The 24,420-nt window shown below is 62.9% G+C and carries 28 protein-coding genes; 14 read left to right on the forward strand and 14 right to left on the reverse strand.

What is annotated here, in order from left to right:
* Nucleotides 1-90: 90 nt before the first annotated feature.
* The gene (locus tag BM172_RS19295) at nucleotides 91-420 is read right to left on the reverse strand and encodes an antibiotic biosynthesis monooxygenase family protein (protein ID WP_035323086.1); all 330 of its coding nucleotides are present in this window, start codon (nucleotides 418-420) and stop codon (nucleotides 91-93) included.
* Between the two features lie 205 nt (nucleotides 421-625).
* A complete protein-coding gene (locus BM172_RS19300) occupies nucleotides 626-1,672 on the reverse strand; it encodes a methyltransferase (protein ID WP_051548536.1) in 1,047 nt (348 codons plus the stop codon).
* Nucleotides 1,673-1,873: 201 nt separating this feature from the next.
* On the opposite strand from BM172_RS19300, the gene BM172_RS19305 reads away from it, so the two are divergent.
* The 8 genes from BM172_RS19305 (at nucleotide 1,874) to BM172_RS19340 (ending at nucleotide 8,762) form a co-directional block, all read left to right on the forward strand.
* Entirely contained in the window at nucleotides 1,874-3,292 is a 1,419-nt protein-coding gene (locus BM172_RS19305) for a class II 3-deoxy-7-phosphoheptulonate synthase (RefSeq protein WP_051548539.1), read from the forward strand.
* A gap of 37 nt (nucleotides 3,293-3,329) precedes the next feature.
* Complete coding sequence (locus BM172_RS19310; RefSeq protein ID WP_026634843.1) at nucleotides 3,330-3,956, forward strand: isochorismatase family protein; 627 nt, start codon at nucleotides 3,330-3,332, stop codon at nucleotides 3,954-3,956.
* Complete coding sequence (locus BM172_RS19315; protein ID WP_026634844.1) at nucleotides 3,953-5,812, forward strand: anthranilate synthase family protein; 1,860 nt, start codon at nucleotides 3,953-3,955, stop codon at nucleotides 5,810-5,812. The genes BM172_RS19310 and BM172_RS19315 overlap by 4 nt, the downstream gene beginning before the upstream one ends.
* Nucleotides 5,809-6,174: a hypothetical protein gene (locus tag BM172_RS19320; protein WP_177218842.1), complete on the forward strand. Its 366-nt coding sequence runs from the start codon at nucleotides 5,809-5,811 to the stop codon at nucleotides 6,172-6,174. The genes BM172_RS19315 and BM172_RS19320 overlap by 4 nt, the downstream gene beginning before the upstream one ends.
* A 3-nt stretch (nucleotides 6,175-6,177) precedes the next feature.
* Nucleotides 6,178-6,807 (forward strand): pyridoxal 5'-phosphate synthase, encoded by a 630-nt coding sequence (locus BM172_RS19325; protein WP_051548541.1) that lies wholly within the window; start codon nucleotides 6,178-6,180, stop codon nucleotides 6,805-6,807.
* Nucleotides 6,808-6,812: 5 nt separating this feature from the next.
* Nucleotides 6,813-7,661, forward strand: a complete 849-nt coding sequence (locus BM172_RS19330; RefSeq protein ID WP_026634846.1) for a PhzF family phenazine biosynthesis protein — start codon at nucleotides 6,813-6,815, stop codon at nucleotides 7,659-7,661.
* Nucleotides 7,662-7,822: 161 nt separating this feature from the next.
* Nucleotides 7,823-8,311: a PhzA/PhzB family protein gene (locus BM172_RS19335; RefSeq protein ID WP_026634847.1), complete on the forward strand. Its 489-nt coding sequence runs from the start codon at nucleotides 7,823-7,825 to the stop codon at nucleotides 8,309-8,311.
* Nucleotides 8,312-8,549: 238 nt separating this feature from the next.
* Complete coding sequence (locus tag BM172_RS19340; RefSeq protein WP_026634848.1) at nucleotides 8,550-8,762, forward strand: cold-shock protein; 213 nt, start codon at nucleotides 8,550-8,552, stop codon at nucleotides 8,760-8,762.
* Between the two features lie 56 nt (nucleotides 8,763-8,818).
* On the opposite strand, the gene BM172_RS22595 is transcribed toward BM172_RS19340, so the two are convergent.
* A complete protein-coding gene (locus tag BM172_RS22595) occupies nucleotides 8,819-8,971 on the reverse strand; it encodes a hypothetical protein (RefSeq protein ID WP_177218843.1) in 153 nt (50 codons plus the stop codon).
* Nucleotides 8,972-9,009: 38 nt separating this feature from the next.
* Complete coding sequence (locus BM172_RS19345; RefSeq protein WP_051548543.1) at nucleotides 9,010-9,360, reverse strand: YkgJ family cysteine cluster protein; 351 nt, start codon at nucleotides 9,358-9,360, stop codon at nucleotides 9,010-9,012.
* A 262-nt stretch (nucleotides 9,361-9,622) separates the two neighbouring features.
* Between BM172_RS19345 and BM172_RS19350 the strand changes: the two genes are divergently transcribed.
* Nucleotides 9,623-9,817 carry a hypothetical protein gene (locus tag BM172_RS19350; RefSeq protein ID WP_026634849.1) on the forward strand — a complete coding sequence of 65 codons (195 nt, stop codon included), beginning with the start codon at nucleotides 9,623-9,625 and terminating at the stop codon, nucleotides 9,815-9,817.
* A 240-nt stretch (nucleotides 9,818-10,057) separates the two neighbouring features.
* A complete protein-coding gene (locus tag BM172_RS19355; RefSeq protein WP_231504179.1) occupies nucleotides 10,058-10,339 on the forward strand; it encodes a YkgJ family cysteine cluster protein in 282 nt (93 codons plus the stop codon).
* A gap of 27 nt (nucleotides 10,340-10,366) precedes the next feature.
* On the opposite strand, the gene BM172_RS19360 is transcribed toward BM172_RS19355, so the two are convergent.
* Nucleotides 10,367-10,741 (reverse strand): winged helix-turn-helix transcriptional regulator, encoded by a 375-nt coding sequence (locus tag BM172_RS19360; protein WP_026634850.1) that lies wholly within the window; start codon nucleotides 10,739-10,741, stop codon nucleotides 10,367-10,369.
* A 94-nt stretch (nucleotides 10,742-10,835) separates the two neighbouring features.
* Here BM172_RS19360 and BM172_RS19365 point away from each other — a divergent pair, with 94 nt between their 5' ends.
* From BM172_RS19365 to BM172_RS19375, 3 genes are all read left to right on the forward strand, one after another.
* Nucleotides 10,836-11,444: an FMN-dependent NADH-azoreductase gene (locus BM172_RS19365; protein ID WP_026634851.1), complete on the forward strand. Its 609-nt coding sequence runs from the start codon at nucleotides 10,836-10,838 to the stop codon at nucleotides 11,442-11,444.
* A gap of 188 nt (nucleotides 11,445-11,632) precedes the next feature.
* A complete protein-coding gene (locus BM172_RS19370) occupies nucleotides 11,633-12,439 on the forward strand; it encodes a pirin family protein (protein WP_245778727.1) in 807 nt (268 codons plus the stop codon).
* Nucleotides 12,440-12,537: 98 nt separating this feature from the next.
* Nucleotides 12,538-13,677: an NAD(P)/FAD-dependent oxidoreductase gene (locus tag BM172_RS19375; RefSeq protein ID WP_218154630.1), complete on the forward strand. Its 1,140-nt coding sequence runs from the start codon at nucleotides 12,538-12,540 to the stop codon at nucleotides 13,675-13,677.
* A 132-nt stretch (nucleotides 13,678-13,809) separates the two neighbouring features.
* On the opposite strand, the gene BM172_RS19380 is transcribed toward BM172_RS19375, so the two are convergent.
* From BM172_RS19380 to BM172_RS19395, 4 genes are all read right to left on the reverse strand, one after another.
* Nucleotides 13,810-14,289 carry a hypothetical protein gene (locus BM172_RS19380; RefSeq protein ID WP_143096557.1) on the reverse strand — a complete coding sequence of 160 codons (480 nt, stop codon included), beginning with the start codon at nucleotides 14,287-14,289 and terminating at the stop codon, nucleotides 13,810-13,812.
* Between the two features lie 102 nt (nucleotides 14,290-14,391).
* Nucleotides 14,392-15,045: a hypothetical protein gene (locus BM172_RS19385; RefSeq protein WP_026634855.1), complete on the reverse strand. Its 654-nt coding sequence runs from the start codon at nucleotides 15,043-15,045 to the stop codon at nucleotides 14,392-14,394.
* 247 nt (nucleotides 15,046-15,292) lie between these two features.
* Nucleotides 15,293-16,858, reverse strand: coding sequence for an alpha/beta hydrolase (locus BM172_RS19390; protein ID WP_051548545.1), 1,566 nt, complete (start codon nucleotides 16,856-16,858; stop codon nucleotides 15,293-15,295).
* A gap of 1,424 nt (nucleotides 16,859-18,282) precedes the next feature.
* The gene (locus BM172_RS19395) at nucleotides 18,283-18,921 is read right to left on the reverse strand and encodes a DUF5671 domain-containing protein (protein WP_026634856.1); all 639 of its coding nucleotides are present in this window, start codon (nucleotides 18,919-18,921) and stop codon (nucleotides 18,283-18,285) included.
* Nucleotides 18,922-20,421: 1,500 nt separating this feature from the next.
* Between BM172_RS19395 and BM172_RS19410 the strand changes: the two genes are divergently transcribed.
* Entirely contained in the window at nucleotides 20,422-20,976 is a 555-nt protein-coding gene (locus BM172_RS19410) for a YaeQ family protein (protein WP_026634859.1), read from the forward strand.
* Nucleotides 20,977-21,144: 168 nt separating this feature from the next.
* Here BM172_RS19410 and BM172_RS19415 read toward each other — a convergent pair whose 3' ends face one another.
* The 5 genes from BM172_RS19415 to BM172_RS19430 form a co-directional block, all read right to left on the reverse strand.
* Complete coding sequence (locus BM172_RS19415) at nucleotides 21,145-21,513, reverse strand: VOC family protein (RefSeq protein ID WP_026634860.1); 369 nt, start codon at nucleotides 21,511-21,513, stop codon at nucleotides 21,145-21,147.
* Between the two features lie 54 nt (nucleotides 21,514-21,567).
* Nucleotides 21,568-22,128: a hypothetical protein gene (locus tag BM172_RS19420; protein WP_026634861.1), complete on the reverse strand. Its 561-nt coding sequence runs from the start codon at nucleotides 22,126-22,128 to the stop codon at nucleotides 21,568-21,570.
* Between the two features lie 65 nt (nucleotides 22,129-22,193).
* Entirely contained in the window at nucleotides 22,194-22,481 is a 288-nt protein-coding gene (locus BM172_RS19425; protein ID WP_197022856.1) for a DUF3144 domain-containing protein, read from the reverse strand.
* A 91-nt stretch (nucleotides 22,482-22,572) separates the two neighbouring features.
* Nucleotides 22,573-23,031, reverse strand: a complete 459-nt coding sequence (locus BM172_RS22310) for a hypothetical protein (RefSeq protein ID WP_143096558.1) — start codon at nucleotides 23,029-23,031, stop codon at nucleotides 22,573-22,575.
* A gap of 191 nt (nucleotides 23,032-23,222) precedes the next feature.
* The gene (locus BM172_RS19430; protein ID WP_026634863.1) at nucleotides 23,223-23,876 is read right to left on the reverse strand and encodes a DUF998 domain-containing protein; all 654 of its coding nucleotides are present in this window, start codon (nucleotides 23,874-23,876) and stop codon (nucleotides 23,223-23,225) included.
* Nucleotides 23,877-24,420: the final 544 nt, after the last annotated feature.

Raw genomic sequence — 24,420 nt, forward strand, 5'->3', positions numbered from 1 at the left:
ACTCTCTTCGATGGCAAGGGGCGGGAGGCGGCGCACCGGTCCGGCGGACACCGAAGCAGGACGGCGCTTCGGTGTCCGCCGGCAGCGCGGTCAGGCCGTGTGGATGGACGACACGGTGAACACGTTCGGCGTGGCCTTGGCCAGTTCCGCCATGCGCTTGGCGAACGGCGCCGCGTTGGGGTCTTCGCGGGTGGCCTTGACGTCGTCCAGCGACTTCCACTGCGCGTAGTTGACGACGCGGGTGCCGTCCTTGCTGGCCAGGATGCTGGCGGAGATGAAGCCCGGGCGCTTGCTGATCACCTTCTCGGCGCCTTCGTTCAGCACGTCGATCAGCTGCTGCTGCTTCTCCGGCTCCACGTCGAAGACGCTGATGAAGGTGACGGTCTCGTCGGCGCGAATGACGGCTTGCTTCTTGCTCATGATGGATTCCTTGAGGAACGGTTGGATGCAGCGAGGGAGCCCGGCAGGTCGTTCGATGCCGGGCGTCAGCGACGGTAGCGATCGGTGGCGCGAAGCACATCGGTAATTTCTACGGACTCGTCGTGTCGCCGAATTTGTCCGGCGCAATCACTGCACCGGCGCGTTGACGGCACGACGACATCGCCTGTGAGTTGCGAAGGAGCGATCAGACCGGCACCGCTTCGACGATGCTCATGCCGGTGGACGTCGGGACGATCCGCTGCAGCTTGAAGCCGGACGCGGCGAACAGCTCGCGGAACTCGTTGGCCGTACGCTCGCGCGCACCGAGCAGCACCGCCATGTGCAGGTCCAGCCACTTGCCGAAGAACGGCGCCTCACCTTCCGGCAGCACCAGCTCGACCACCAGCAGGCGGCCGTTCGGCGCGATGCCGCGGCGGATGTTTTTCAGGATTGTCACGCTGCGCTCCTCGTCCCAGTCGTGCAGCAGCAGCGACAGGATGTAGGCATCGCCGCCGGACGGCACGGAGACGAAGAAATCGCCACCCTCGGCAAGACAACGGCCGCCGAGCCCCGCCGCCTGGATGCGCGCCTTCGCCGCCTCCGCCACATGCGGCTGGTCGAACAGGATGCCGCGCAGGTGCGGATAGCGGGCCAGCAGCTTCAGCAGCATCGGGCCGTAGCCGGCGCCGACATCGATCACCGTGCCGAACGGGGTGAAGTCGTAGGCGTCGACCACGGCACCGGCCACTTCCTTGGTGTAGCCGGCCTGCGCTTCGTTGAAGACGCGGTCCGCTTCCGGATGCTCGGCCAGGTAGCCGAAGTAGGTCTTGCCGAATTCCTTCTCGAAGGCGATCTCGCCGGTCTTGACGTTGTGCAGCACATCGGACCAGGCGCGGTACTGCTCTTCGCCGTGCATGATCGCCTGCGGTCGCATGCTGTTGGGCAGGTCCGAGCGCAGCAGGTCGGCCAGCGGCGTCAGGCCGTAGCTGTCCTTGCCGTGCGTGGTGAAGATGCCGACGCTGCACAGCGCGCGCAACACACGGTTGAGCAGGTCCGGCTGGCTGCCCGAGGCGCGCGCCAGTTCATCGACATGCCGCGGGCCGTCGGCGACGAGGTCCGCGATGCCGAGCTTGGCGGCGACGTAGATGGACTGCGTCAACCAGTATCCGGTGATCATCTGCAGCAGCTGGTAATGCGGCGGAACCTCGGCGACAGCGTGTTCGTCGCGCACGGCTTCGGCTTGCGTGGACATGTGGCGCTCCTTGTTTTGAATGGGCGATGGCGTGAGCCAGCTGCGACAGCTGGCGGGCGCAACGTAATGCACATGGCGCCGCTGCGGTTACGGGTTTTCTACGGTTCTTTGCGCGGATGGGTTTTGTTAGCTTGCCCGCTCGCTGATGCAAGGCTTCACCACGCCGCAAGTCCATGCCCGTCGAACACGGAGGTCGGTGAGATGAACAGTCCACAAGGCAGCATGCGCGAGAACGGAAGCTGGACGCCGGCTTCATGGCGTTTGCGCGAGGCGCAGCAGCAGCCGTGCTATGACGATCGCGCGCAGTTGGAAAACGTCGCGCGCCGGATTGGCAAGCTTCCGCCGCTGGTAACCTCCGGCGAGATCCAGGAACTCAAGCGCGCCTTGGCGGATGCGCAGGAAGGGCGCCGTTTTCTCCTGCACGGCGGCGATTGCGCGGAGAGCTTCGGCGACTGCGATGCGGACACCATCGTCAATCGCCTGAAGGTGCTGTTCCAGATGAGCCTGATCCTCGGCCATGGACTCAAGCAGCCGGTGATCCGCGTGGGCCGCTTCGCGGGGCAGTACGCCAAGCCGCGTTCGAGCGACCGGGAAACCGTGGGCGGCGAGACGCTGCCGAGCTTCCGCGGCGATATCGTCAATGCGGCTGCGTTCGATGCGGCGGCGCGCCGGCCGGATCCCGAGCGGATGTTCCAGGCCTATGCGTTCTCCGCGCTGACGCTCAATTTCACGCGCGCGCTGTTCGAAGGCGGCTTCGGCGATCTGCGCCATCCGGAGTACTGGCAGCTCGACTGGATCGACCAGTCGCCGCGTGCGATCGAGTACCGCAGGGAAGTCGAGGAGATCGCCAACTCGTGGCGGTTCCTGCATACGCTGGGCGGACAGGTCGGCACCGAGCGCGTCAGCGCCGGGTTCTACACCTCGCACGAGGCCTTGCTGCTGCCGTTCGAAGAGGCGGTGACGCGCCGCGTGCCGCATCGCCGCGGCTGGTTCAATCTCTCCACGCATCTGCCGTGGATCGGCATGCGCACCAGCGACATCGACGGCGCGCATATCGAGTACTTCCGCGGCCTGCAGAATCCCGTCGCAATGAAGGTGGGTCCTTCGACCAGGCCGGCGGATCTGCTGCGCCTGATCGAAGTGCTCAACCCGCACGAAGAGCCGGGCCGCATGACGCTGATCACCCGCATGGGTTGCAAGCACATCGCTGAAGCGCTGCCGCCCTTGCTCGCCGCGGTGCGCCGCGCCGGCCGGCATGTGCTGTGGGTGGTCGACCCGATGCACGGCAATACCGAGACCACGCCGACCGGCATCAAGACCCGGCACTTCGACAATATCCGCTCCGAGCTCGAAGCCGCGTTCCAGATCCATGGCGCCGAGGGCACGCGGCTTGGCGGCGTGCACCTGGAAATGACCGGCGAGGATGTCACCGAATGTCTCGGCGGTGCGCGCAGCCTGCAGGAGCAGGATCTGTCGCGTGCCTACAAGACCACGGTCGATCCGCGCCTCAACTACGAGCAGGCAATGGAGCTGGCGATGCTGATCACCAAGGTCGCCCGCGCGGCGCCGAAAGTGACCGGGCGCGCCGCTGCCGGCCCCCGGCCCGTCGCTGTCATCTGAACCGGCCCATCCCATCCACTTGAGGTTTGCACACGCCATGACCGGGATTCCCGCGATCAGCGCCTATACCCTGCCCGCGTCCGGGCAGCTGCCGCGGAACATCCCGCGCTGGACCATCGATCCGGCGCGCGCGGTGTTCCTGATCCACGACATGCAGCGCTATTTCCTGCGGCCGTTGCGCGAGGCCGGGCTGGATGCGCCGCTGATCGACAACCTGCGCGCCATCCGCGACTACGCGCTCGACCACGACATGCAGGTGGCCTATACGGCGCAGCCGGGCGGCATGAGCCGCGACGAGCGCGGCCTGCTGCGCGACTTCTGGGGCGATGGCATGCAGGTGGCGCCGGAGGATCGCGCCGTGATCGAGGAGCTTGCGCCGGAAGACCGTGACTGGGTGTTCAAGAAGTGGCGCTACAGCGCGTTCTGGCGCTCCGATCTGCAGGCGCGCATGCGTGCGCACGGGCGCGACCAGCTGGTCATCGGCGGCGTCTATGCGCATATCGGCATCCTGACCACCGCACTGGAATCGTTCTCGCACGACATCGAGACCTTCGTCGTGGCCGACGCCACCGCCGACTTCTCGCTGGAGCGGCACCTGATGGCGCTGGAGCACGCGGCGCGCTGCTGCGCCGTGGTCCTCACCACCGCGGAGATCGTGCAATGAGCCTGCTCGAGCGGATCGTCAGCGGCCAGCTGCAGGACGCCGCCTTTGCGCTGATCGTGCGCGATCACGGCAGCGGCCCGCGCCTGCTGGAGGTCTTCGCCGGCAAGGCGCGCCGGTGCGAGTCCTTCGTCGACCTGCCGGATACCGGCAGTGCCGGGGAAGGCGTGCTGGTGCTCATCCCCTATGCGCAGCTGCGCGAGCGTGGCTTCGCCTGCATCGACGACGGCGAGCGGCTGTGCGCGATCGAGATCCAGGAGCGCGAGACGCACGTGCTGGACGATGTACTCGCCAGCTTGCCCGAGGCCGCGCTGCACCTCTGCGAAGGTGCGTTCGACATGGAGGACGAAGCCTACGAGGAGGCCGTCCGCCGCGTCATCGCCGACGAGATCGGCAGCGGCGAAGGGGCGAACTTCGTGCTGAAGCGGACCTATCGGGCGCGGCTGCACGACTACTCGCTGACCACGGCGTTGGCTGGCTTCCGCCGCCTGGCCGTGCAGGAATCCGGTGCCTACTGGACCTTCCTGGTGCATACCGGCCAGCGCAGCTTTATCGGCGCCAGCCCGGAGCGGCATGTCAGCGTCGAGGACGGCGTCGCCACCATGAACCCCATCAGCGGCACCTATCGCTATCCGTCGACCGGGCCCACCCTCGACGGCGTGCTGGACTTCCTCACCAACGAGAAGGAAGTCGACGAGCTCTACATGGTGGTCGACGAAGAGCTCAAGATGATGGCGCACTTCTGCCCCGCCGGCGGCACCGTGCGCGGGCCGTACCTGCGAGAGATGTCGCGGCTGGCGCATACCGAGTACTACATCGAGGGACGCACCCAGGCCGAGGCGCGCATCGTGCTGCGGCAGACATTGTTCGCGCCGACGGTGACCGGCAGCCCGATCGAGAACGCCTGCCGGGTGATCGCGCGGCAGGAGCGCGAGGGGCGCGGTTTCTATGCCGGTGTCATCGCCCTGATCGGCAACGACGCCGCGGGCGGCGAACGGCTCGACTCCGCCATCCTGATCCGTACCGCGGAGATCGCGGCCGATGGCGCGATGAAGATCGGCGTCGGCTCGACCATCGTGCGGCATTCGCAGCCGCATGCCGAAGCGGAGGAGACACGCGCCAAGGCCAGGGCCTTGCTGGCGGCGCTCGGCGTGCAGGCCACGCGGAGCTTCGCCGGCGTGCCGGCGGTGCAGGCGGCGCTGGGCAGGCGCAACAGTGACGTGGCCAACTTCTGGTTGACCGACAGCAGCAAGCGGATCTGCGTCGACCCGTCGCTGCGCGGGCGACGGGCGCTGATCATCGATGCCGAAGATGCGTTCACCGCGATGCTGGCCCAGCAGCTGGAGGCCATCGGGCTCGAGGTGACGATCAAGAGCTGCACGGATCCGGATCTGTTCGACAGCGACTGCGATGTCGCGGTGCTGGGGCCCGGGCCCGGCGATCCGCGCGACCACCGCGACCGGCGGGTGGCCAGCCTGCGCCAGGCGATGAGCGAGCTGCTCGCGCGCCGCAAGGCTTTCCTCGCGGTGTGCCTCAGCCACCAGATCCTGTGCCTGGAGCTGGGCCTGGACCTGGTGCCGCGCGCCGAGCCGAACCAGGGCGTGCAGCGCGAGATCGACCTGTTCGGCAGCCGCGAGTGGGTCGGCTTCTACAACTCGTTCGTGGCCAAGTGCGAGGCGAGCGCGATCACCGTCAACGGCACTGGCCATGTCGAGGTCAGCCGTGACCTGGCATCCAACGAAGTGCACGCCCTGCGCGGCGACCGCTTCGCCTCCATCCAGTTCCACGCCGAATCGCTGCTGACGCGGCGCGGCGTGGACATCATCGCGTCCAACGTCAAGAGAGTGCTCTCGTCATGATCGCTACGATTAGTTGGTGGAATCTCGAACGCTCGGCGCAGACGATCGAATCGCTGCGCAGCTATCTGCACGGCGAAGGTGTCGCGCCGTGGGAGACGATCGCCGGCATGCGGATGAAATTCTGGATGTCCGATCCGGCCAACAACCTGTGGGGCGCGGTGGTGCTGTGGGAACACCACGAGGCGATGAGCCAGTCGCTGCCGCCCAATCGCGCGACCGAGCTGATCGGCTATCCGCCGACCTGGCGCTCCAGTTTCGATGTCGAGGCGCTGATCGACCAAGGGCTGCCGACAGCATGGTTCGGCATCGGCGCGCCGGCGCCGGGCCATGCGCCGGTCGGCTTTCCGCAGGGAGGGCCGTGAGCCATGGCCGAGTATGAAGTCGCCACGGTGGCGGTGCGCGAGTCGAGCCTCTTCGGTGCGCCGCCGGCCGATCCGATGGGCGCCATCCGTGCCTGGTTCGACGAGGCGCGCGAGCTGGGCGTGCCGGAGTGCGGCGCGATGGCGCTGGCCACGGCCGACGCGCAGGGTCGCTCGTCGGCGCGCATGGTGCACGTGATCGAGGTGCGGCCGGATGCGCTGATCTTCACCACGCACCGGCATAGCCAGAAGGGACGCGAGATCGACGAGACGCATTGGTCCTCCGGCGTGCTGTATTGGCGCGAGACCAAGCAGCAGATCACGGTGGCCGGTCCCACGCGGCTGGTGTCGGCCGAGGTCTCCGATGCGCTGTGGGGCCGGCGGCCGCTCACCACCAATGCGATGTCGTTCGTGTCGCGGCAGAGCGCCGCGCTGGACGACGAGGCCGCGCTGCGCGACGAAGCGAATGCGCTGCTGGCCGCCTCGCTGGGCCTGCCGCGGCCCGATGGCTGGGTCGGCTACGCCATCTATCCGGAGAACATCGAGTTCTGGCACGCCGCAGCGGATCGCCTGCACCAGCGCCTGCGCTACGACCGCGCCGGGCAGGGCTGGCAGTGGCGGAGGCTGCAGCCTTGAAAGCGATGCCTTATGCCGTGGCGGATGTGTTCACCGAGAACCCGCTGGAAGGGAATCCGGTCGCCGTGTTTTTCGATGCGCAGGGCCTGGAAGCGCAGGACATGCAGCGGATCGCGCGGGAACTCAACCTGTCGGAGACCACGTTCGTGTTTCCTCCGCCGGCCGATGCCGACGTGCACGTGCGCATCTTCACGCCGGTCAACGAGCTGCCGTTTGCCGGGCATCCGACGCTGGGCACGGCCATCGTGCTGGGCCAGCGCGGGCACCGCGGCACGCTGCGCATGGCGACGGCGATGGGGACGATCCCGTTCGAGCTGGAGCGCGACCGCGAAGGCGTGGTGCGCGCGGCCTCGATGCGGCAGCCGGTGCCGACCTGGTCGCCGTACGAGCATGCCGAGGTGCTGATCGACGGGCTCGGCCTCGAACGCTCGACCTTGCCGGTCGAGGTGTATCGCAACGGGCCCCGGCATGTATTCGTCGGCCTGCCGACGATCGCGGCGCTGTCGGCGGTGAAGCCGGACCTGCGGGTGCTGGCGACGCTGCCCGACGTGGCGGTCAACTGCTTCGCCGGCGAAGGGCGGCATTGGCGGATGCGGATGTTCTCGCCCGCCTATGGCGTTGCCGAAGATGCGGCGACCGGCTCCGCGGCGGGGCCCTTGGCATTGCACCTGATCCGCCACGGGCTGCTGCGCTTCGGCACCGGCATCGACATTCTGCAGGGCGTCGAGATGGGCCGGCCTTCGCTGATGCGGGCGACGGTCCAAGGGTCGATCGATGCGATCGGGCCGATCGAGGTCTCCGGTTCGGCCACGGTGGTGGCACGCGGGGAGCTGCTGCGCTGGAAGGCTCAATAGAGCCCCTCTCCCTCCGGGAGAGGGGTTGGGGTGAGGGTGCGGGCGGAGCGCAAGGGCGGCGTGCACCGCTTCGCCCGGACCCTCATCCGCCTGCCGGCACCTTCTCCCGGAGGGAGAAGGATTCTTTTTCGGAAGTAGATGCATTGATGAGAGGAGGTCCCATGCCCCACACCAACCAGGCTCCACCCTTCACCACTGACCACGAACTGCGCATCCTCCACCGCCGCGTCATCGAGGACTACTTCAGCCGCCGCGGCGAATCTCGCCTCACCCGCTACCAGCTGTTCACCGAAGACGGCTCCGGCGGCCTGTGGACCAACGACACCGGCGGCCCGATCGCCGCCCACGGCCACGACGCCCTGAAAGCCCACGGCGCCTGGTCGCTCCAATGCTTCCCCGACTGGCAATGGCTCAACGTGGAGATCTTCGAAACCCAGGACCCGAACCGTTTCTGGGTCGAATGCGACGGCGAGGGCCAGATCCTGTTCCCCGGCTACCCGCCGGGCATCTACCGCAACCACTTCATCCATTCGTTCCTGATGGAAAACGGCAGGATCAAGCAGGGCCGCGAGTTCATGAACCCCTACGAGCAGATGCGGGCCCTGGGGATCCCGTTTCCGGCCATCAAGCGGGAGGGAATCCCAGCCTGAGAGCCCGCCGGCAGGGCCGCAAGGGGTCCTGAGCGGCGCCGGTCCTGAACGGGCCGGGCGCCCGCGATTTGCACTTTGGCGCAATGCTCTCTATCGTACGCGGGCTGAGTTTCAAGGGTCAGCATGAATTGTGGCCCGATGTTAGATAGAAGCTTTACTACACCGTGGTACCCCTTCCTCCTTGCGACCAGCTCTTCCGCCGCCCCATGCGGCTTTATTCGTTCCAAGGAGAAAAAAGATGTCCCAGGCAGAAACCGGTACCGTGAAGTGGTTCAACGACGCCAAGGGTTTTGGCTTCATCAGCCGCGACCAGGGCGGTGACGACGTGTTCGTGCACTTCCGCGCCATCCAGTCCAATGGCTTCAAGAGCCTGGTCGAGGGCCAGAAGGTGTCCTTCGTCGTGACCCAGGGCCAGAAGGGCCTGCAGGCCGACCAGGTGCAGGCGATCTGATCGCCTTTGCCAGTCAGTACGTAGAAAAGCCCGGCCTTGCGCCGGGCTTTTTCTTTTCAGGCCTGTTCGTCGGGCGCTGTTTTTGCGTTGGCGGGCTCAGGCTTGGCCTCGTCGCGCGACGCCATCTTCTTGGCCTGCTTGCTGTCCTGCTTCTTCTTCTTGGCAAGTTCGCGCTGGCGTTTTTCGAAGGAATAGTTGGTCTTTGCCAAGGGATGGTTCCGTGGTGGTGAGGGATCGGTGGTCGACTTTACCCGCTGGCAGGGTCGAAAGGCCGTAAAACCTGGGCGGAAGGCTCGTGCCGTGCGCCGGCGGCATAGAACTCGGCGCGGATGGACCTGCAATACGGACCGTTCATCACGAACCGGCGGCACTCGGAAGGCCGGTTCTCATAGATGCCGCAATTCATGCGGGTCCTGTCCAGGGCCACGCACCAGCCGTCTTCGGCATGCTTCATCACACGCAGGCCTTCGGGCGAGATGGCGGTGAGATGCCCCGGCATGGGCTCTTCCGGCTGCAGCACGACCGTGAGGCGGCAACAGACGGCCTGGCATGCGGAACAGTGTGCTGCGGTGCTGGCGGGCCTGGCTGGCGAACTCATGCGTAGTGCCTCCCGGCTTCGGACGCAGGGTAGCAGGCTTGGCGGCGGCAAGCGGTTCTACGGCAACATGGCCGATAAGCTATGCTGCGGTGCAAGCGCTACTCCGCCTGTCAGAGATACTTGCATCGCCGATCGTGCGCGAAGCAAGCCGCTCTCCGAGAAGCAGACATCGCCCGGTAACCCCGAGTAGCCATTCTGGCTCGGCGATCTGTATTCCGGCATGCCACGCGATGCCGGCCATTCCTTCTGCTCAGAGAGCGCCATGACCCAACCCACCAAGCCCTTTACTGTGGCCGATATCCACTCGGCCTACGCCAGCGTGCCCGCACCCAAGGACACCACGGAGCGGAGCGGGGCCTCCAAGTACGTCAAGTCGGCTCATTTCAAGCGCGATCCCGCGCACTCCGGCAAGTCCCCCAACATGCCGACCTCCAGCCGCGGACCGCGCCAGAAGTAAGCGGCGGTCTAGTATCCGCGAGCCCCTCCAGGGCTACGCAGCACGAAGGTCTTTGCACGCTCACCTGTCGCTGTGACCACACCCGATGAGGCAACAAGGCCCATGGGGTACTGGTCATGCGCGCGAGCCGCGACCTGGATGCCTCGCTTCAAGGAAAAAAGTGACCCAAGATTCTCCCCTCAAGACCGCTGCGACTCGTTCAAGCCGGCACCAGCCTGCGATCTTCCGGCGCGACGCCTCGTGAGCGACGCAGCGCGATGCTCGTCATGCGACGCGGTGTGCTGCCGCCTTACGGTGGTGCTGCAACCGGAGGACAACGTTCCTCCCCACCTGACGACGCACCTGGCGAATGGCATGCGCGTCATGCAGCGCGATGAAGAGGGGTGGTGCGTAGCCCTCAACGGCAACCGCATGAATTGCGGTATCTACGAAAGCCGTCCGGGGGAGTGCCGGCGATTCGTGATGGGAGGGCCGTACTGCAAGTCGGTGCGCGCGGAGTATCGCGAGCGATTCGAGCGCTGATCCGCGCGGAGAGCCACGCGCGACTCTTCAATTCTCCGCATCGAACGCAGCTCTCGCCGCATCGATATCCGCCATGTGCTCGAACGCCCAGCTGCCAAGCGCGACCACCGGCGTCGTCAGCGAGATCCCCAGTGGCGTCAGTTCGTACTGCACATGCGGCGGCATCGCGGCGAAAACCGTCCGCTTGACCAGCCCGTCGCGCTCCAGGCCACGCAGGCACAGCGTCAGCATGCGCTGCGAAATGCCATTGATGGCGCGCTTGATCTCGCTGAAGCGCCGGGGCTTCTCCGCGAGGAACATGATGATCAGCACGCTCCACTTCTCGCCGATCCGGGCGAGCACCTGGCTGACCTTCTGACAGTCGGTGGTTTGGAGGTCGTGGGGGTGATTAGTCACATCCATGATACTTCGGTACCTCTGATGTGCCGTATTGTGCACGTTTTTGATGATAGTTACATTGGTAGTCCTGGTAACAATTCTATACCGAGGACATGCCATGAAGCTTCTTCATATCGACGCCAGCATCCTGGGCGAACAGTCGGTGAGCCGCCAGCTGACGGCCGCCATCGTCAAGCAACTGCTCGCGGCCGAACCCGCCGCCGAGGTCATTCATCAGGATCTTGCCGCTGAGCCGGCCGGCCACCTGTCCGCCGCCGAGTTCATGGCGTTCCAGGGTGTCGAGCCCCAGGACGACGCGACGCGGCAGGATGCCGCCCGCAACGCCCAGTGGCTGGACGACTTCCTGGCCGCCGATGTCATCGTCGTCGGCGCGCCCATGTACAACTTCTCGCTGCCCACGCAGCTGCGCGCCTGGCTGGACCGGCTGGCCGTCGCCGGCAAGAGCTTCCGCTACACGGCCAGCGGCGCCGAAGGACTGGCCGGCGGCAAGCGGGTGATCGTGGCCTCCTCGCGCGGCGGCATGTATGGCGAGGGTTCGCCCATGGCTGCGCTGGATCACCAGGAAACCTACCTGCGTGGATTCTTCGGTTTCCTCGGTATCACCGACGTCAGCTTTATCCGCGCCGAAGGCCTGGCGTTCGGACCGGAAAGCCGCAGCGCTGCCATCGATGCGGCCGTGGCGGACGTGGCCAAGCTCGCCGCCTGACGCAGCGAACGTATCCAGGGCGCGCATGCCGCATCGGCCTTCATACGACCACTTCGCCGCTGCGGCGGCGCGCCCTGCCATCCGCGAGTACGACCATCATGACTACTTCTAATGCATCCACGACGGCACCGCGGCGCATCGCGCGCCGCACGCGCGGCCATGACTCGGGCGGCCCCATCACGCGCTTGATGAGCCCCTCTGACCTTGGGCAGCTGCTGAAGCCTTTCGTCTTCCTCGACATTTTCAGCGCCGGCGGCGCCACGCTGCGGATGATGGAAGAGATGCCGCTGCATCCGCACTCGGGCATCGCCACTGTCACGGTCTTCACCGAAGGCCGCATGCGCTTCAACGACCCGGCGAATGGCACCGGCACCATCGGCTACGGCGGCGTCGAGTGGATGCGTGCCGGCGGTGGCGTGTGGCACGGCAAGGAAATGACGCCGGACGAGGTGCCGCGCATTCAGGGCTTCCAGCTCTGGCTGTCCCTGCCGGCCGAGCTGGAGAACGGCGAACCGGTCAGCCGCTATATCGAGGCGAAGGACATGCCCCAGGCCGGCCCCGCGCATGTGATCGTTGGCCAGCATGCTGGCGTGCACAGCCCGGTTCCCGCGCCGGAAGGCATCAACTATCTGTTGGTCACCTTGCGTGCCGGCGAGCGCTGGACCTACCAGCCGCCCAAGGGCCACGCCGTCGGATGGCTGGCGCTGGCCAAGGGATCGCTGCTGGCCGATGGCCGCATCGAAGCAGGCGAGATGGTCGTATTCGAATCCGGCGATGCAGCGATCGAGCTCGAAGCGTCGGGCGCGACGGATGCCGTATTCGTGCTGGGTTCGGCCGTGCCGCACCCGCATCCGTTGCATCTGGGCTATTACTCGGTCCACACCTCGGCGCAAGCGTTGGCAAACGGCGAGCGCCGCATCGCCGAGCTTGCGCGGAAGCTGCAGGAAGCCGGAGATCGGCGCACCGAGTCGGGAACGATCCCCGTCTTTCGTTGAGGCAGCGGCACTTCGGTGCAGCTGTCCAACTTTCGAATCACCACTCACACGTGACATGCCGAAGTCCACAGGGCCGGCAATCCGCACCCGCTTTCCGGATGTTTTCCATGACTAACGCTCTCACCGTTTCACAGGTCGTCATTTATGGCGGCGGCATGGCGGGCGCCCTGTTGGCCAAGGCCTTGTCGCCGAAGCACCAGGTCACCCTGGTCGACCCCAACGAATATTTCGAGGTGCCGATGTCGGCGCCGCGCAGCCTGGTGCAACCCGGGTTTGCCGACGGCGCGATCATTCCCTTCAAGGCCGCCTTGCCCGGCGTCAGCCACCTTCGCGGCAGGCTCACCGAGCTACGCGCCGATGGCGGCATCGTCAGCTTGCAGGACGGCCGTGAGCAGCTGGTCAGCGGCCAGGTGACCGTGCTGGCGACGGGCAGCGTGTTTTCCAATCCGCTGATGCGAGCCATCGAGGGTTCGTCGATCGATGAGCGCAAGGCTTTTTATCGGAGCTACCGCGACCGTATCGCCGAGTCGCAGCGCATTCTTATCGTTGGCGGCGGTCCTATCGGTGTCGAGGTGGCTGGCGAGATCATCGAGAACCATCCGCAGAAAACCCTCACCGTGCTGGAAGCTGGCCCACGCCTGCTGGCGGGTACGTCGGAAGCGGCCGCGGAACACGCTGCCCGATTCCTGCGGGAGCGGGGCGTAACCATCCTGACCAACGAGCGCCTGGACAAGGCCGGCAGCGGCAGCACAGACGTCTTCGGCGCCAGCGGCGAAGCCCTTACGCACACCGGCCGCAGCATCGCCTACGACCTGCTGATCTGGTGCATCGGCGGCAAGCCGAACACCGGCTACATGCAGGCACATTTCTCTTCCGTGCTGAACGCAGGCGGCCGCATCCGCGTGACGCCCGAGCTGCAGGTCGTCGGCCACGCCAACGTGTTCGCGCTGGGTGACATCACCGATCTGGATGAGAACAAGATGGCCTGGCATATCAACGGCCACGTCAAAGTTGCTACGCACAACATAGGTGCCGTACTGGCTCAATCCAGCGGAGCGCGCAAGCTCAAGGCGTACGAGCCGCAGACGGGCAATCCGAAAATGGCCGTGACGCTGGGCAGCCGCCATGGCGTCGTCCACCTTCCCGGTGTGGGTGTCGTGCGTTGGCCAGCGTTCGTGCGCATGGCCAAGTCGGCGCATATGTTGGTGCCGCAGTACAGGAAGGTGTTGGGGGTGTAAGTGGGGTTGCGGTCTATGAGGGGATGAAGGCGTACTCGCCGATAACCGGGTCGACCGTAATTCTCGCGTCTTATCTCCCCGAGCCACCTAAAGTTCGACCGTCCGCTATGGGTCGGGCACTTCACGCCGCAATCAAGTCTCCCTTCTCCACCAGGCAGCCAGATAGCAAGGGCCCTTGAGTCGGAACCATAAGACTACGCCAGCAGTTCCTGCCAAAAAGGCCAGGATGTGTGTCCATAGATACGGCCACCGCCTGCCCATGCCGTCGATCTCGTAAGAGAAGCTGTATTGCCGCTTCGCTACGTGAACATCGGGGTCGAGCATCCCCTCGCCAAACTGGTCTCCGAACGGAACGAAGTCGCCCGTACTTCCATCCAATCTCTTAATGCGATAGTGAGTGACGCAGCGGTTGTTGAGCGGTTGCTGACAGACTCGATACGAGTCTTCGACCGTAAAGTCGGCCGAGAACAGAAATGTGTCCGAAATCCTCTGCACGCACGTAACCAGGGCCAAAACGCTCAAGCAAATAAACATGAGCATCGGAACAAAGGCGCGGTATCCCTTCTCGACGCCCACATTTCCACCGTCAGGTACGGCATCTCCAGCACTCATCAGGCATTCCTTCATTGACCGGTGGCCGAGACGTCCGGCCCGTTCCTTGCTGCGTAGACAACATTCTCAGTGTTCATTCTGGATGCAAAGCAGACTTATGGCTCATGGCCTCCAGACGCCAAAGTTGCCGTCGGCTTCGACCGAGCAAAGCGCAAGCTGCTGTCGCCAGTCGACCAGGATGAGCCTGAAAGAGGAATGCAGTTGCGAGAAAACCTGCGACAGCTGCATGTCGTCTCCATCGACCATAGCTCCAAGCGCCGGGATGCCGCGCTCATCCGCCAAACCGTAGAGCAGCACATCAGACGACGGCCTCAAGGCAAAACCGCCATCGACTTGCCCAAGCGGCCGAGACGTCGTCGTCAGGATAGGTGAGTTGATCGGCGTGGTCCCGAACAAATCGGCCAGTTTGCGGACAGCGTCGGCCCCCTCGATAAGCGGGGTTCTTTCCAGCTTGCGGACAAATATTTCGGACCAGCCATGCTGCAGCCGATGGGCTTGTTCAAAGACCTTGTACGCGGCGAGGGTGGTTTGAAGTTCGTCCAGGGCACCCGCCGGCAAGAATTCAATCTGACACCACTCATCTTCATGAAACTGCGGCGCCCCCTGGAATGCGGCCTCTGTGGGAACAACGAAGGCTATGTCGTCGGCGGCAATCGTCGGCATCGAATAGCGGATCGAGCCGGTATCCATGGTCTTGTGCGCGACTTTCCCGTCCTTAGCTCCAAGCGACGATTTCAGCCGGTCGATCCAGCTCATGCCAAGTCTCCATGTGGGAAATCTAAAGGGCGCGATGTCTGCTTTGGTTCGGAAATGGATTTCCACCTGACGTCGAACGCCATGTTCGAGAGCAAGCGTCCGCTTCGGTTCGGAGGCCAACCTCCATCAAACCTTCACTGCCAGTAACTCCTGCCTCGCTTCAGCGTTTCATCGACACCCGTTGGCGAATGAAGAACGAGCGACGCCTCTTTCAGCTCGACACCACCGGCCAGCCCACGGATCCCAATCAAAGATGCGCACCATCAACCGCATGATCGGCACTGCGACGAGCATCGATCCGCGCTGGGGCTGGAAATGCCGGGACTTTGAATGTCGGCGCAGGCAAAGTGATTTCCGACGGCAGGCCATCCAAATCGCCCGTCCGAAGAAACGCATACACCGCATTCTTGGCCGCAGGCTCATTGCGCAACTGGTAGAACGTGCCGTCGTGGCCGCCTCGATGCACCACGACGCCGTGGCCACGGGGAAAGTACGCCAGTTGCGTCAGCATGTTTTCGATGGGCGTGGAGGTGTCCCAATCGCCATGCACCAGCAACACGGGAATATCGCTGCGCGCGAACGCGCGGAACGCATCGCCCATGTCCGGCGTGGGCCAGTCCTTCGCCGAAGCCATGTAGCTGGCGAAGCCATAGGTGCCCAGCATGGCGACACCGGCATCGTTGCGCAGCAGGTATTCGCGCTGGGGCGTTGCGCCCAGGCTGGTATCGATCAGCGGACCGATCAGCTTGACGGGTTGCGACTTGCGGTTTTCGATGGCTTCGCGCGCCCACTCCTCGTGGTGGCCGTAATACTGCGACAGGACGAAGGCCGGCCAGTTTTCCGCGTCGCTGGCTTCCTCCAGCAGCGCTCCCTGGAAGTCCAACAGCCCGAGCACAACGGATTGCCGGCTACCATCCGCACCGCTTACTTCCACCCGCACGGGCGCCTTGGCCAAACGCTGTTCCAGCGTGCGGATCGCCTCCATCAGGCCGCCTTTGGGGAGATACGGCGCCAACCCGGCGTCCTTGTCTGCATCGAAGGCGATCCGCTGCATGGAGGCGAACACCTGCGAGGGCATGTCATAGCCGAAGTCCAGCGGCTCGACTGCGGACAGTACGGCGCGCGCCACGATCTCCGGATGCAGGCGCATCACCGCGAAGCTCCACTGGGAACCGAAGCTGCCGCCGAACAGGCTGATGCGGTCGTAGCCCAGCGCGCGCCGCAAATCGTTCACGTCCTCGGCGCAGGCCGCGATGGTGTAGCCGGCGAGATCCTTGCCCGGGTTTGCGGCCACCGCAGCCTTTGCCAGGGCGACCATGTTCGCGATGTCCGCTTCGGTGCTGCTTGGGCGGTCCAGCGGCTGGGCAGGGGCCGTGATCTCAAGCTTCTCGCCGCGCACGGTATAGCCGCGCTGCTCGATCACGACCAGGTCGCCGACGCTGGCATAGGTCAGCCATGAGGCCAGTCGCGCACGGGCGGACGGATCCTGGCTGTCCAATGCATCCAGCACGCTCAGGCCAGGACCACCGGGAAGCCAGAACACCGGGGGCGCACCGGTAGGCGTCTTCGCCTTCAAACGCGCGAAGCCTACGCCAATGAGCCGGCTGGTTGGCGATTGACGATTTTCCGGCACGTAGAGCGTGCCTACTTCATACGGAACGGAGGTTCCATCCGCGGCCTTTGCGACACCAGTCTGGACCACGATGTCACCAGCTTTCGGCGAGGCGGCGAGACTGAGAGGCGAAAACGCGATGCACACCAGCCATAACGACAGCGTAGTGGCGAGCGACCCAAGCGGATACCTGCGCAGCATACGTAAGCCTCCCATGGCGATAGCGCAGCTTCCAGAGGGGATTTCTTCGTGTCAAGGCACTTTTGTCACGGAGGGGCAGTCGTCGATGGCAGCCTGTCCACGATGGCGAGTTTCGTTGGTGCGCAGGCGGATGTCCGTCAGCCGCCCATCGGCTCCAGGCCTTCCCTGCTAATAGCATCAAGTACCAGCGACTGACGATCGCCGTGAAACCCAACGTCATGGCTGCAGTTAGGTTCATCTATGACCTTCTGCGTTCATTCGCTCTTTGATGTCTGCTTTTGGGTTGCGACTTCAGCCGGACGCGGACATTCTTCGTCTAAGGCGCTCCAGTATCCCCAGATGTCTCGATGACGACATGTGTGTACGCGGCAACAGACGTAAGCTCATGGTGTTGTCAGAACCACGGTCAGCGCAAAACCGCCGAATGCCATCAGCAAGAAGGCTGTCAGTAGCAGTGTTTCTGAAAGGCTCAACATGGAGAGGCTAGACAGCGGAGGAAGCATCGGCCAGCGACGGCCGTTCCGCTTCGCCAGCCTCGCAAAGATCACGCTTCCGCCTGCTGACCATGCCAAGGCCCCCAGTATCAACGGCAAGTACGGAAGCATTCCCTCTCCAGAATTGAACAATACGGCATGCCTGGCGACGGCCACTCTGGGTCGAAAGTGAGCCTCGTCATTGGCTTGTCCATGGACAGCAAGCTATCCAAGCCCGACGTCGCCCTAGCGGTCCCTCAACAAGCTAATACCCAAGACCACAAAGCCAATCACGACCATCAGAATGTACAGAATGGACCTCACCTGATTCAGGCGACGAAGGTTCTTCGATTGCAGCGGAAACCCCATATCCCCTTCCTTTGAAGTATCGATCTTATCGGCGGCGATGCCCGTTCCGGATCGGAAGCAGACATGTCGGGTAGCAATGAATGGCGCAAAGCTCGCTGGTTAGCCCCGGAACCAAGCCTTTCTTGTCGGCGCACCAAATTCAGAACGTAGGTGTCCCGACGGACTTTCTATCCATGTCAAAACAATGCCTTCCAGGTGGATGGTGCCAGCGTTGCTCGCTAGACGGAGGGATGTAACCCTCATGCCCCCTATCCTCCGACTCGGATGGCACATCGAAATCGGCGCATAGCCGATAGGTTTCTGGGCCAGTCACCACGTAGCCGTAGGCTGCGCCGCTGACTGGATCGCCGATGTGGCCGCCCCCCGCATCGACCACCGTCAAGTCAGGCGGCAAGGACTTATGTTGCGACCAATAGCTCATGACCTGCAACGAGATGCGGCTCAGGTCCGATACCCTGCGCCCATCCAATCGAAGCGCACGCTGGTGCATGGGAGAGCCCACCACAAACAGGCCGGCCGCCACGGCCGCAGCCATGCCAACCGATGCCGCGATCGCCAACCATCGCACTCCATGGCGGGGCATCATGCGACACGCTCGTCGCTGCGCAGATCCCAAAGGTAGTAACCGAACACGGTACAAGCTATCACCGCGGCAACCAGCACCTTAAGCACAAAGCGCACCGTGATTTCGCCGCCGAGCACACCATCTACCAAGGTGATCAGATCGCAGATGACCACGACCGCAGCAACGAACAGCGTCAGGTAGGTCAGCCAGCGGCGCGCCGCGGATTGCCGTTTGATGGGTTCTCGTGCGATCTCGCCGCGGATCCTGCCGGAGATCCAGAGGAAAACGGGGAAAGCGATGACGATGGAGGAAACGGACCACCGCATGCTTTGCGATACCCCATTGTTGTAGGGCATCGCGGCATCCGGAAAGGTACGGTTGATCAGCTGAAACAGCAGACTTCCGAAGTGATAAGCGCTCAGGTAGAGCGTTGTGAACAGCACGAGATAGATAAAGGTATCGCGCGCTGACAGGTAGGGTCGTGGCTTGGGAACCGGTACCGTGAATTCCACATCAGCGAAGCCTGAGAGGGCGCCGCGCACCTGTTCCGGTGTCCAGCCTGCATCCAGGAGCACGGTTTCGACGCTTTTCCGAGTACATCCACGCATCAGCGAGCTGCGTACAAATCGCTCCAAGTCCTGAGTGCCGCTAGGCATGCGCATTCCTCTTCCGTGGTTGAGTGATATCGAGCTAAATCTGAACTGCAATTCGAGCGATACGCGGCGACTATTGTGGCGGATGTCTGGCTTCTTTTTCCTCGGCTGGCGCACCGCCCGTGTAATGTCCCCGCTGGGTCGAAAGCGGTCACTTGCTGTACTTGTGTATCAGTCCAGCCACGATACCAACGAGTGCTCCACCCACCCAAAGCGCTCGTAGCTTGGACACCTCGTCCTCGGAGTAGTAAACGACCACGCCATGGTTGTTTCGAGGGATTACGTGCCCGGTCTTTAGTTCCGGTGATCGAGGAAGTGACATCTGGTAGCTGCGCTCTAAGGCAAACCCATACAGCGGCCCGCAAAGCGCAACCACTATCAGAACGTCCGCCAGTACCACATTCCACTTCATGCGAATTTCCATTCTCATGCTGGCCAAAAGGTTCATGGTTAGGTCCGCTTTGGGTCGAAAGCGGACATGAGTACCGCAGGCCGCCTCTTGCGCAAAATGTCCGCTCTCGGCCACAAGCGATCATTCCCTGTCCGCTAAGCGGTTTGTCGCTTCCCTGCGGTGCACTGCCGAAGCTATGAAGTCACCGATGATCTGATCAAGACGATCATCCGTGAGTCCGATTCCGGCTCGGTCCGCTCGCGTCCCCCTGTTCCAGGCCATTACGGCGGGCATCACCGACTCTGAAAGATCAGGGAGCTCTGCGTATAACAAGTGCACAAGGGCTGGGGCGGTGCTCACGTAACCGCGTTCGAAAAGCTTGCGGAATGCTTCGCTTGGCGCGAGTCCAGCAGCCAGAATCTCGAAGACTCCCAACGTCCGCTTATCGTTACTCTCGGGCATGACGCGCGATCCCCATGGAGGCACATATGACCGCTTCGGGTCGAAAGCGGACCTATCGAATTACCTTGCCACTGCGACCCGCAATGGGTGCGACGGATTCTCAGCTATGAACGCTTCAACGTCTGCGAGCCTGGACGGCAATGCAGGGCCAGATGTGCTGCGGTAACTGAAGAACCGAAAGCCGGCCTGATGAAGGCGTCGCACTTTCTCCCACTGCTCTCTGTCGCGCTGCTTCGGGGCACGAAATGATCGACCCATAATGTGAATCGGTCCGCCGCATTGAGGGCATGTCGGGTTGCCATCCCTCCGAGGATGTGTCTTGAAGCTCTTGCAGCACCTGAAGCAGGCATGGGCAACTAGATAGTCAGGTCCAGCCATAGGCCCCTCTCTCTCAGTTCGCGAATGTCCGCTATGGGTCGGAAGCGGACCAATGCTAGCTCGTTATCCCACGCCGGCGGGTTGATCGGAACAGCGGGCGAAATTGGCGACACAGACAACGGCGTAAGCCCGACTCTGCATTCCACGGACGACTACGGCCAATCTCCTGGCATGGCCGCAAGACGGGCGGCCCAAGCATGGCCCCCGGTGCCTTTCCGCGCCCGGGGCAAAGCCGCGTAAAATGGTCGCTTTACGCCCACTCAAGTGCCCCCATGGCCCTCACCGCCACCATCCACAAGGCCGAACTGTCGATCAGCGACATGGACCGGCACTACTACGCCACCCACGCATTGACCCTCGCCCGGCATCCGTCGGAAACCGAGGAGCGATTGATGGCGCGCTTGCTCGCGTTCACGCTGTATGCCGACGAACGGCTGGAGTTCGGCAAGGGGCTCAGCGACACCGACGAACCGGCCCTGTGGCGCAAGGCCTATACCGACGAGATCGAGCTGTGGATCGACGTCGGCCTGCCTGATGAAACACGCTTGCGCAAAGCCTGCAACCAGTCGCGGCACGTCGTGGTGCTGGCCTATGGCGGCCATGCCGTCGACGTCTGGTGGAACAAGATCGCCAGCACGCTCACCCGCCACGACAACCTCAGCGTGCTCGCCATCGACCACGCCGACATGCAGCAACTGGCTGCCCTGTGCGAGCGCAGCATGCGCCTGCAATGCCTGATCCAGGACGGCGAACTGCAGCTCATCGCCGGCGACCTCACGCTGCCGATCCGTCCGGCTATCCGCAAGGGTGAGTACGCTGTCGCTTGAGAAAGTGCCCCTGCCCCGTTTTGAAACGTCCGCCGTGGGTTGAAAGCGGACCTTACAGGTTCCAGCGGAGTAACTGCCCTCTCGCTTAGATCACCACATCAGAGGCGCAAAGATAACCCTCAAGAACCCAACCCGTTTATTCCGCCCCCCTCTCCGAATTTGCACGCATCAGCTCTCCGATTCGTGGCAAACCACTTCGATGTTGTGCCCGTCCGGACCGATAACGAAAGCCGCGTAGTACTTGCCACTGTAGTTCGGCCGGAGACCAGGCGCGCCATTGTCCTTACCACCTGCATTTATAGCCGCACGGTGGAAAGCGTCGACCTGATCGCGATGACTGGCTACGAACGCCAGGTGGAGATGCGCTGGCTTCTCATCGCTTTGAAGTAAGCACAACGACACCTTACCGTCCGAACTGAGCTCGATACCACCGGGTCGCTCACTGACGATCTCGACGCCGAGGGGCTCGAGAGCCTTAATGAAGAATGCCTTGCTCGCTTCGTAGTCACTGACTCCGAACACGACATGATCAAACATAGCTCTTCTCCTCTCTCCCATGGCGTCCGCTTTGGATCGGAAGCGGACATTCCCTTACCCCGCTTTCAGCGCGATACGGGACATCCCCTGTGACGCGATCAGCTCGATGAACTGAATCAAGGCATCGGCTGGTGCCGTTCCGAAGTCGCCCGTTAGGAACCACAATCGTCCGTTCGACTCAATTTGACTGAACGAGTGAACAGCGCCGCTAAGTCCGTCCTGGCTCATGGCTCCGCAGTCTTCAACATCCAGCCAGCGGGTGATCCAACCTTCGATCTGCTGGAGGTTTTGAGGAGGCTTATCGAATACAACCTGAACACTTGACCAAGTGAATGGACGAACCTCCACCTGAAAAGCTCCGAAGTTGTAGCCGCGTGCTTCAAATGCGGGGTCGGCATCGATCCGGACTTCACTCACCTGTGGCTGGCCATTGTCGCCCTTTGACACAAAGTCGGCACGAACGTAGCGATACGGATAAGGGATCTGGTCGTTGTTGATTGAAATCAGCAACTCTCCAACGACGTCCTCCCGGCTTGCGGAGAGCCCCGCCTTGGCTTCGACGTAGAAGTTCACGTAGCGCTGTCGTTCGGCGCTTATAACATCCTCAATACTCATGGATCTCCCCGTTTCCGAAATGTCCGCCGTGGGTCGAAAGCGGACGCTACGAAATCAAGCGAATGTCAGCCAACCTTCCGGTCCATGTAGGTCTTAAAGTTATCGATGTAGTCATCCAGGTTCTCTTCCAACATGGATCGGAATTGTTTGACGAAGTACTCAATCGTTTCCTGCTTTGCGGCCGCCATGTCCTCACCCGACTCGAAACCGCAAGCGCTCAACCAAGCGCTGAAGCGGGACGAGGCATACATGCACGAGGCACTGACCTTTCCGCGCGAAACCTCCGCGAGCTGATCATTCGCTAAGCGAATTACAGCATCTGCGCGATTGTAAAAGTCATTATCGGTATCCATAGCCAAACGATCTCCTTCGACGGACGATAAATCATACGGGACGGACTCTACCGAAAGTGTCCGCTCGGGGCCGGAAGCCGACCTTAGATGTTCACTCATCACTGCGACGACTGTGAGATCGGCTTGATCGCCACAACACCACTACGTAGATGACGGCGATCAGGGCCGGCACAGCCACAATAAAAAGTGTTTGCAGGCCAAGCGGGTGCCAGAGTTGCCCTGAGGCAATCGATCGACTCAGGTCCCTTGCTCCAGCCACAAGAAATGCCGCACAGAGAGCCAGCACGGGCAAGGCCTTGTTCTTGATCGGGCAGACGAATGTCCCGGCGGCAATCACACAAATTGGCGTGAGAAACCCGGCAATTCCGAAGGCAAGAAGATCACTGTCGCTGACAGCAACGATATTGCTGCTCAACGACACGCCAAAGGCTCGCAGTATCCAATGGTGTACATATCCGGCCAGCCAGGCAGCCGGAAGAAACGCAATCCAGCGTCCAATCGTAATCACTCTCAGAGTGGCGCCGGATTCCTCGATACCCGCCTTCTGCATTGGCCTCACCAGTCTCCCGAAAGGTATCGCTCAGCCTGACCTTCGTTCACGAGGAGGATCGCGAACTCCATGACATGGCCCCATCTGCCTTCAGTTCCATCCCTCCTCCTTTCCGGCCTCGTCGGGAGTGTCCGCTACGGGTCGGAAGCGGACATCTCAGGAGATTCATTTGATGCCCCGCTCGTGGCCCACTACTGATTGACTGGGAGCTCTCGCGGTGACGCTCGCAATCGAAACGACACGGCGAACAGCCACGCGAATAGCACCACGACAAAAAACCGGTTCGCGAGGCCGTATGGCATCCCCTTGTGGAGGGTGAGGAACTGGACGACGAATCCGAGCAATATCAGAGAAGTCAGTATCCAAGCGGTTCGCCGATAGGAGCGCCACGCTGGGTGCGCGCCAAAACTCACGGATAGCAGGACGCTTGCGAGGAAGATACTTCCCACATTCACAAGGAAGCTCATGTCGTGGATGGCTCCCGTTGGAGTAGAAGGCGCGCCGGGTGCATCCGTGGGAAATATGGCCGAGACGACCAGCCCAATCGCCGCGATGACGAGCAGAAATATCCCCAAGCGGGCGATAATGGAGCGCAAGCCATTGGTATAGAGCCCCGCTGCAAGCATTAACAAACCGCAGCTCATCGCAATGAACCAGCTTGTCATGATCCAGCCATACCGACCCACAGCGTAGTTGCTGATGAAATTGGTTGCCGGGGCGTAATCGGGCCGCAGAAAGTGCAGTGTCAAAAGAGCTATCGCGGCGTAGCCGAAAAAGGCCATAGCGGTGGTTGCAAAGACGCTAGACGTTGAGCGTGGCGCTTTCCCGGCATTCTCTGTAGCCATAGTCGAATCTCCTGGCTTTTGCGTTTTCTGGGAAACTTCTCTTCGACCTGCTGTCGCTTTCAGCGCTCTGCTTTCGACGACATGGCGTTCCTGCGCATGCTCTTCTTCTCTGCGCCCGACGCTTTCAAAGATCTACCCCTTCACACTCTCCGGATACTCCCACCACCACCTCATAATCCCAATGCAACGAAACACCCTCGACCCCCTCCTCCCCCCGGCGAAGCGGTGATGCGTGCGAGCGTCGGATTGATCTCCGGGGCCAGGTCGCCGTTCCAGGCGCGGCTGTCGGGTTGCTGGTGTTGCACGAGCGGCGAACCGGTCGCCGTCGCCACATGCTGCCCGTTCGGCTACCGTCGGCGGAGCATACTCGAACGCAACCGTAGGTTGGGGTGAGCCAAGGGCGAACCCCAACGGTGCGGGGCGCTTGGAGGTGGCGATGTTGGGGTTCGCCTCTGGCTCACCCCAACCTACGAGGGAGTGGACAAACCCTGCCTTCCTGTATGGGATAAGCGGCCAACGCCAAGTTCGGAGAGCGACGTGGAAG

Origin of the sequence: Dyella marensis (genome assembly GCF_900112865.1) — a bacterium.
Classification (GTDB): domain Bacteria; phylum Pseudomonadota; class Gammaproteobacteria; order Xanthomonadales; family Rhodanobacteraceae; genus Dyella_D; species Dyella_D marensis_A.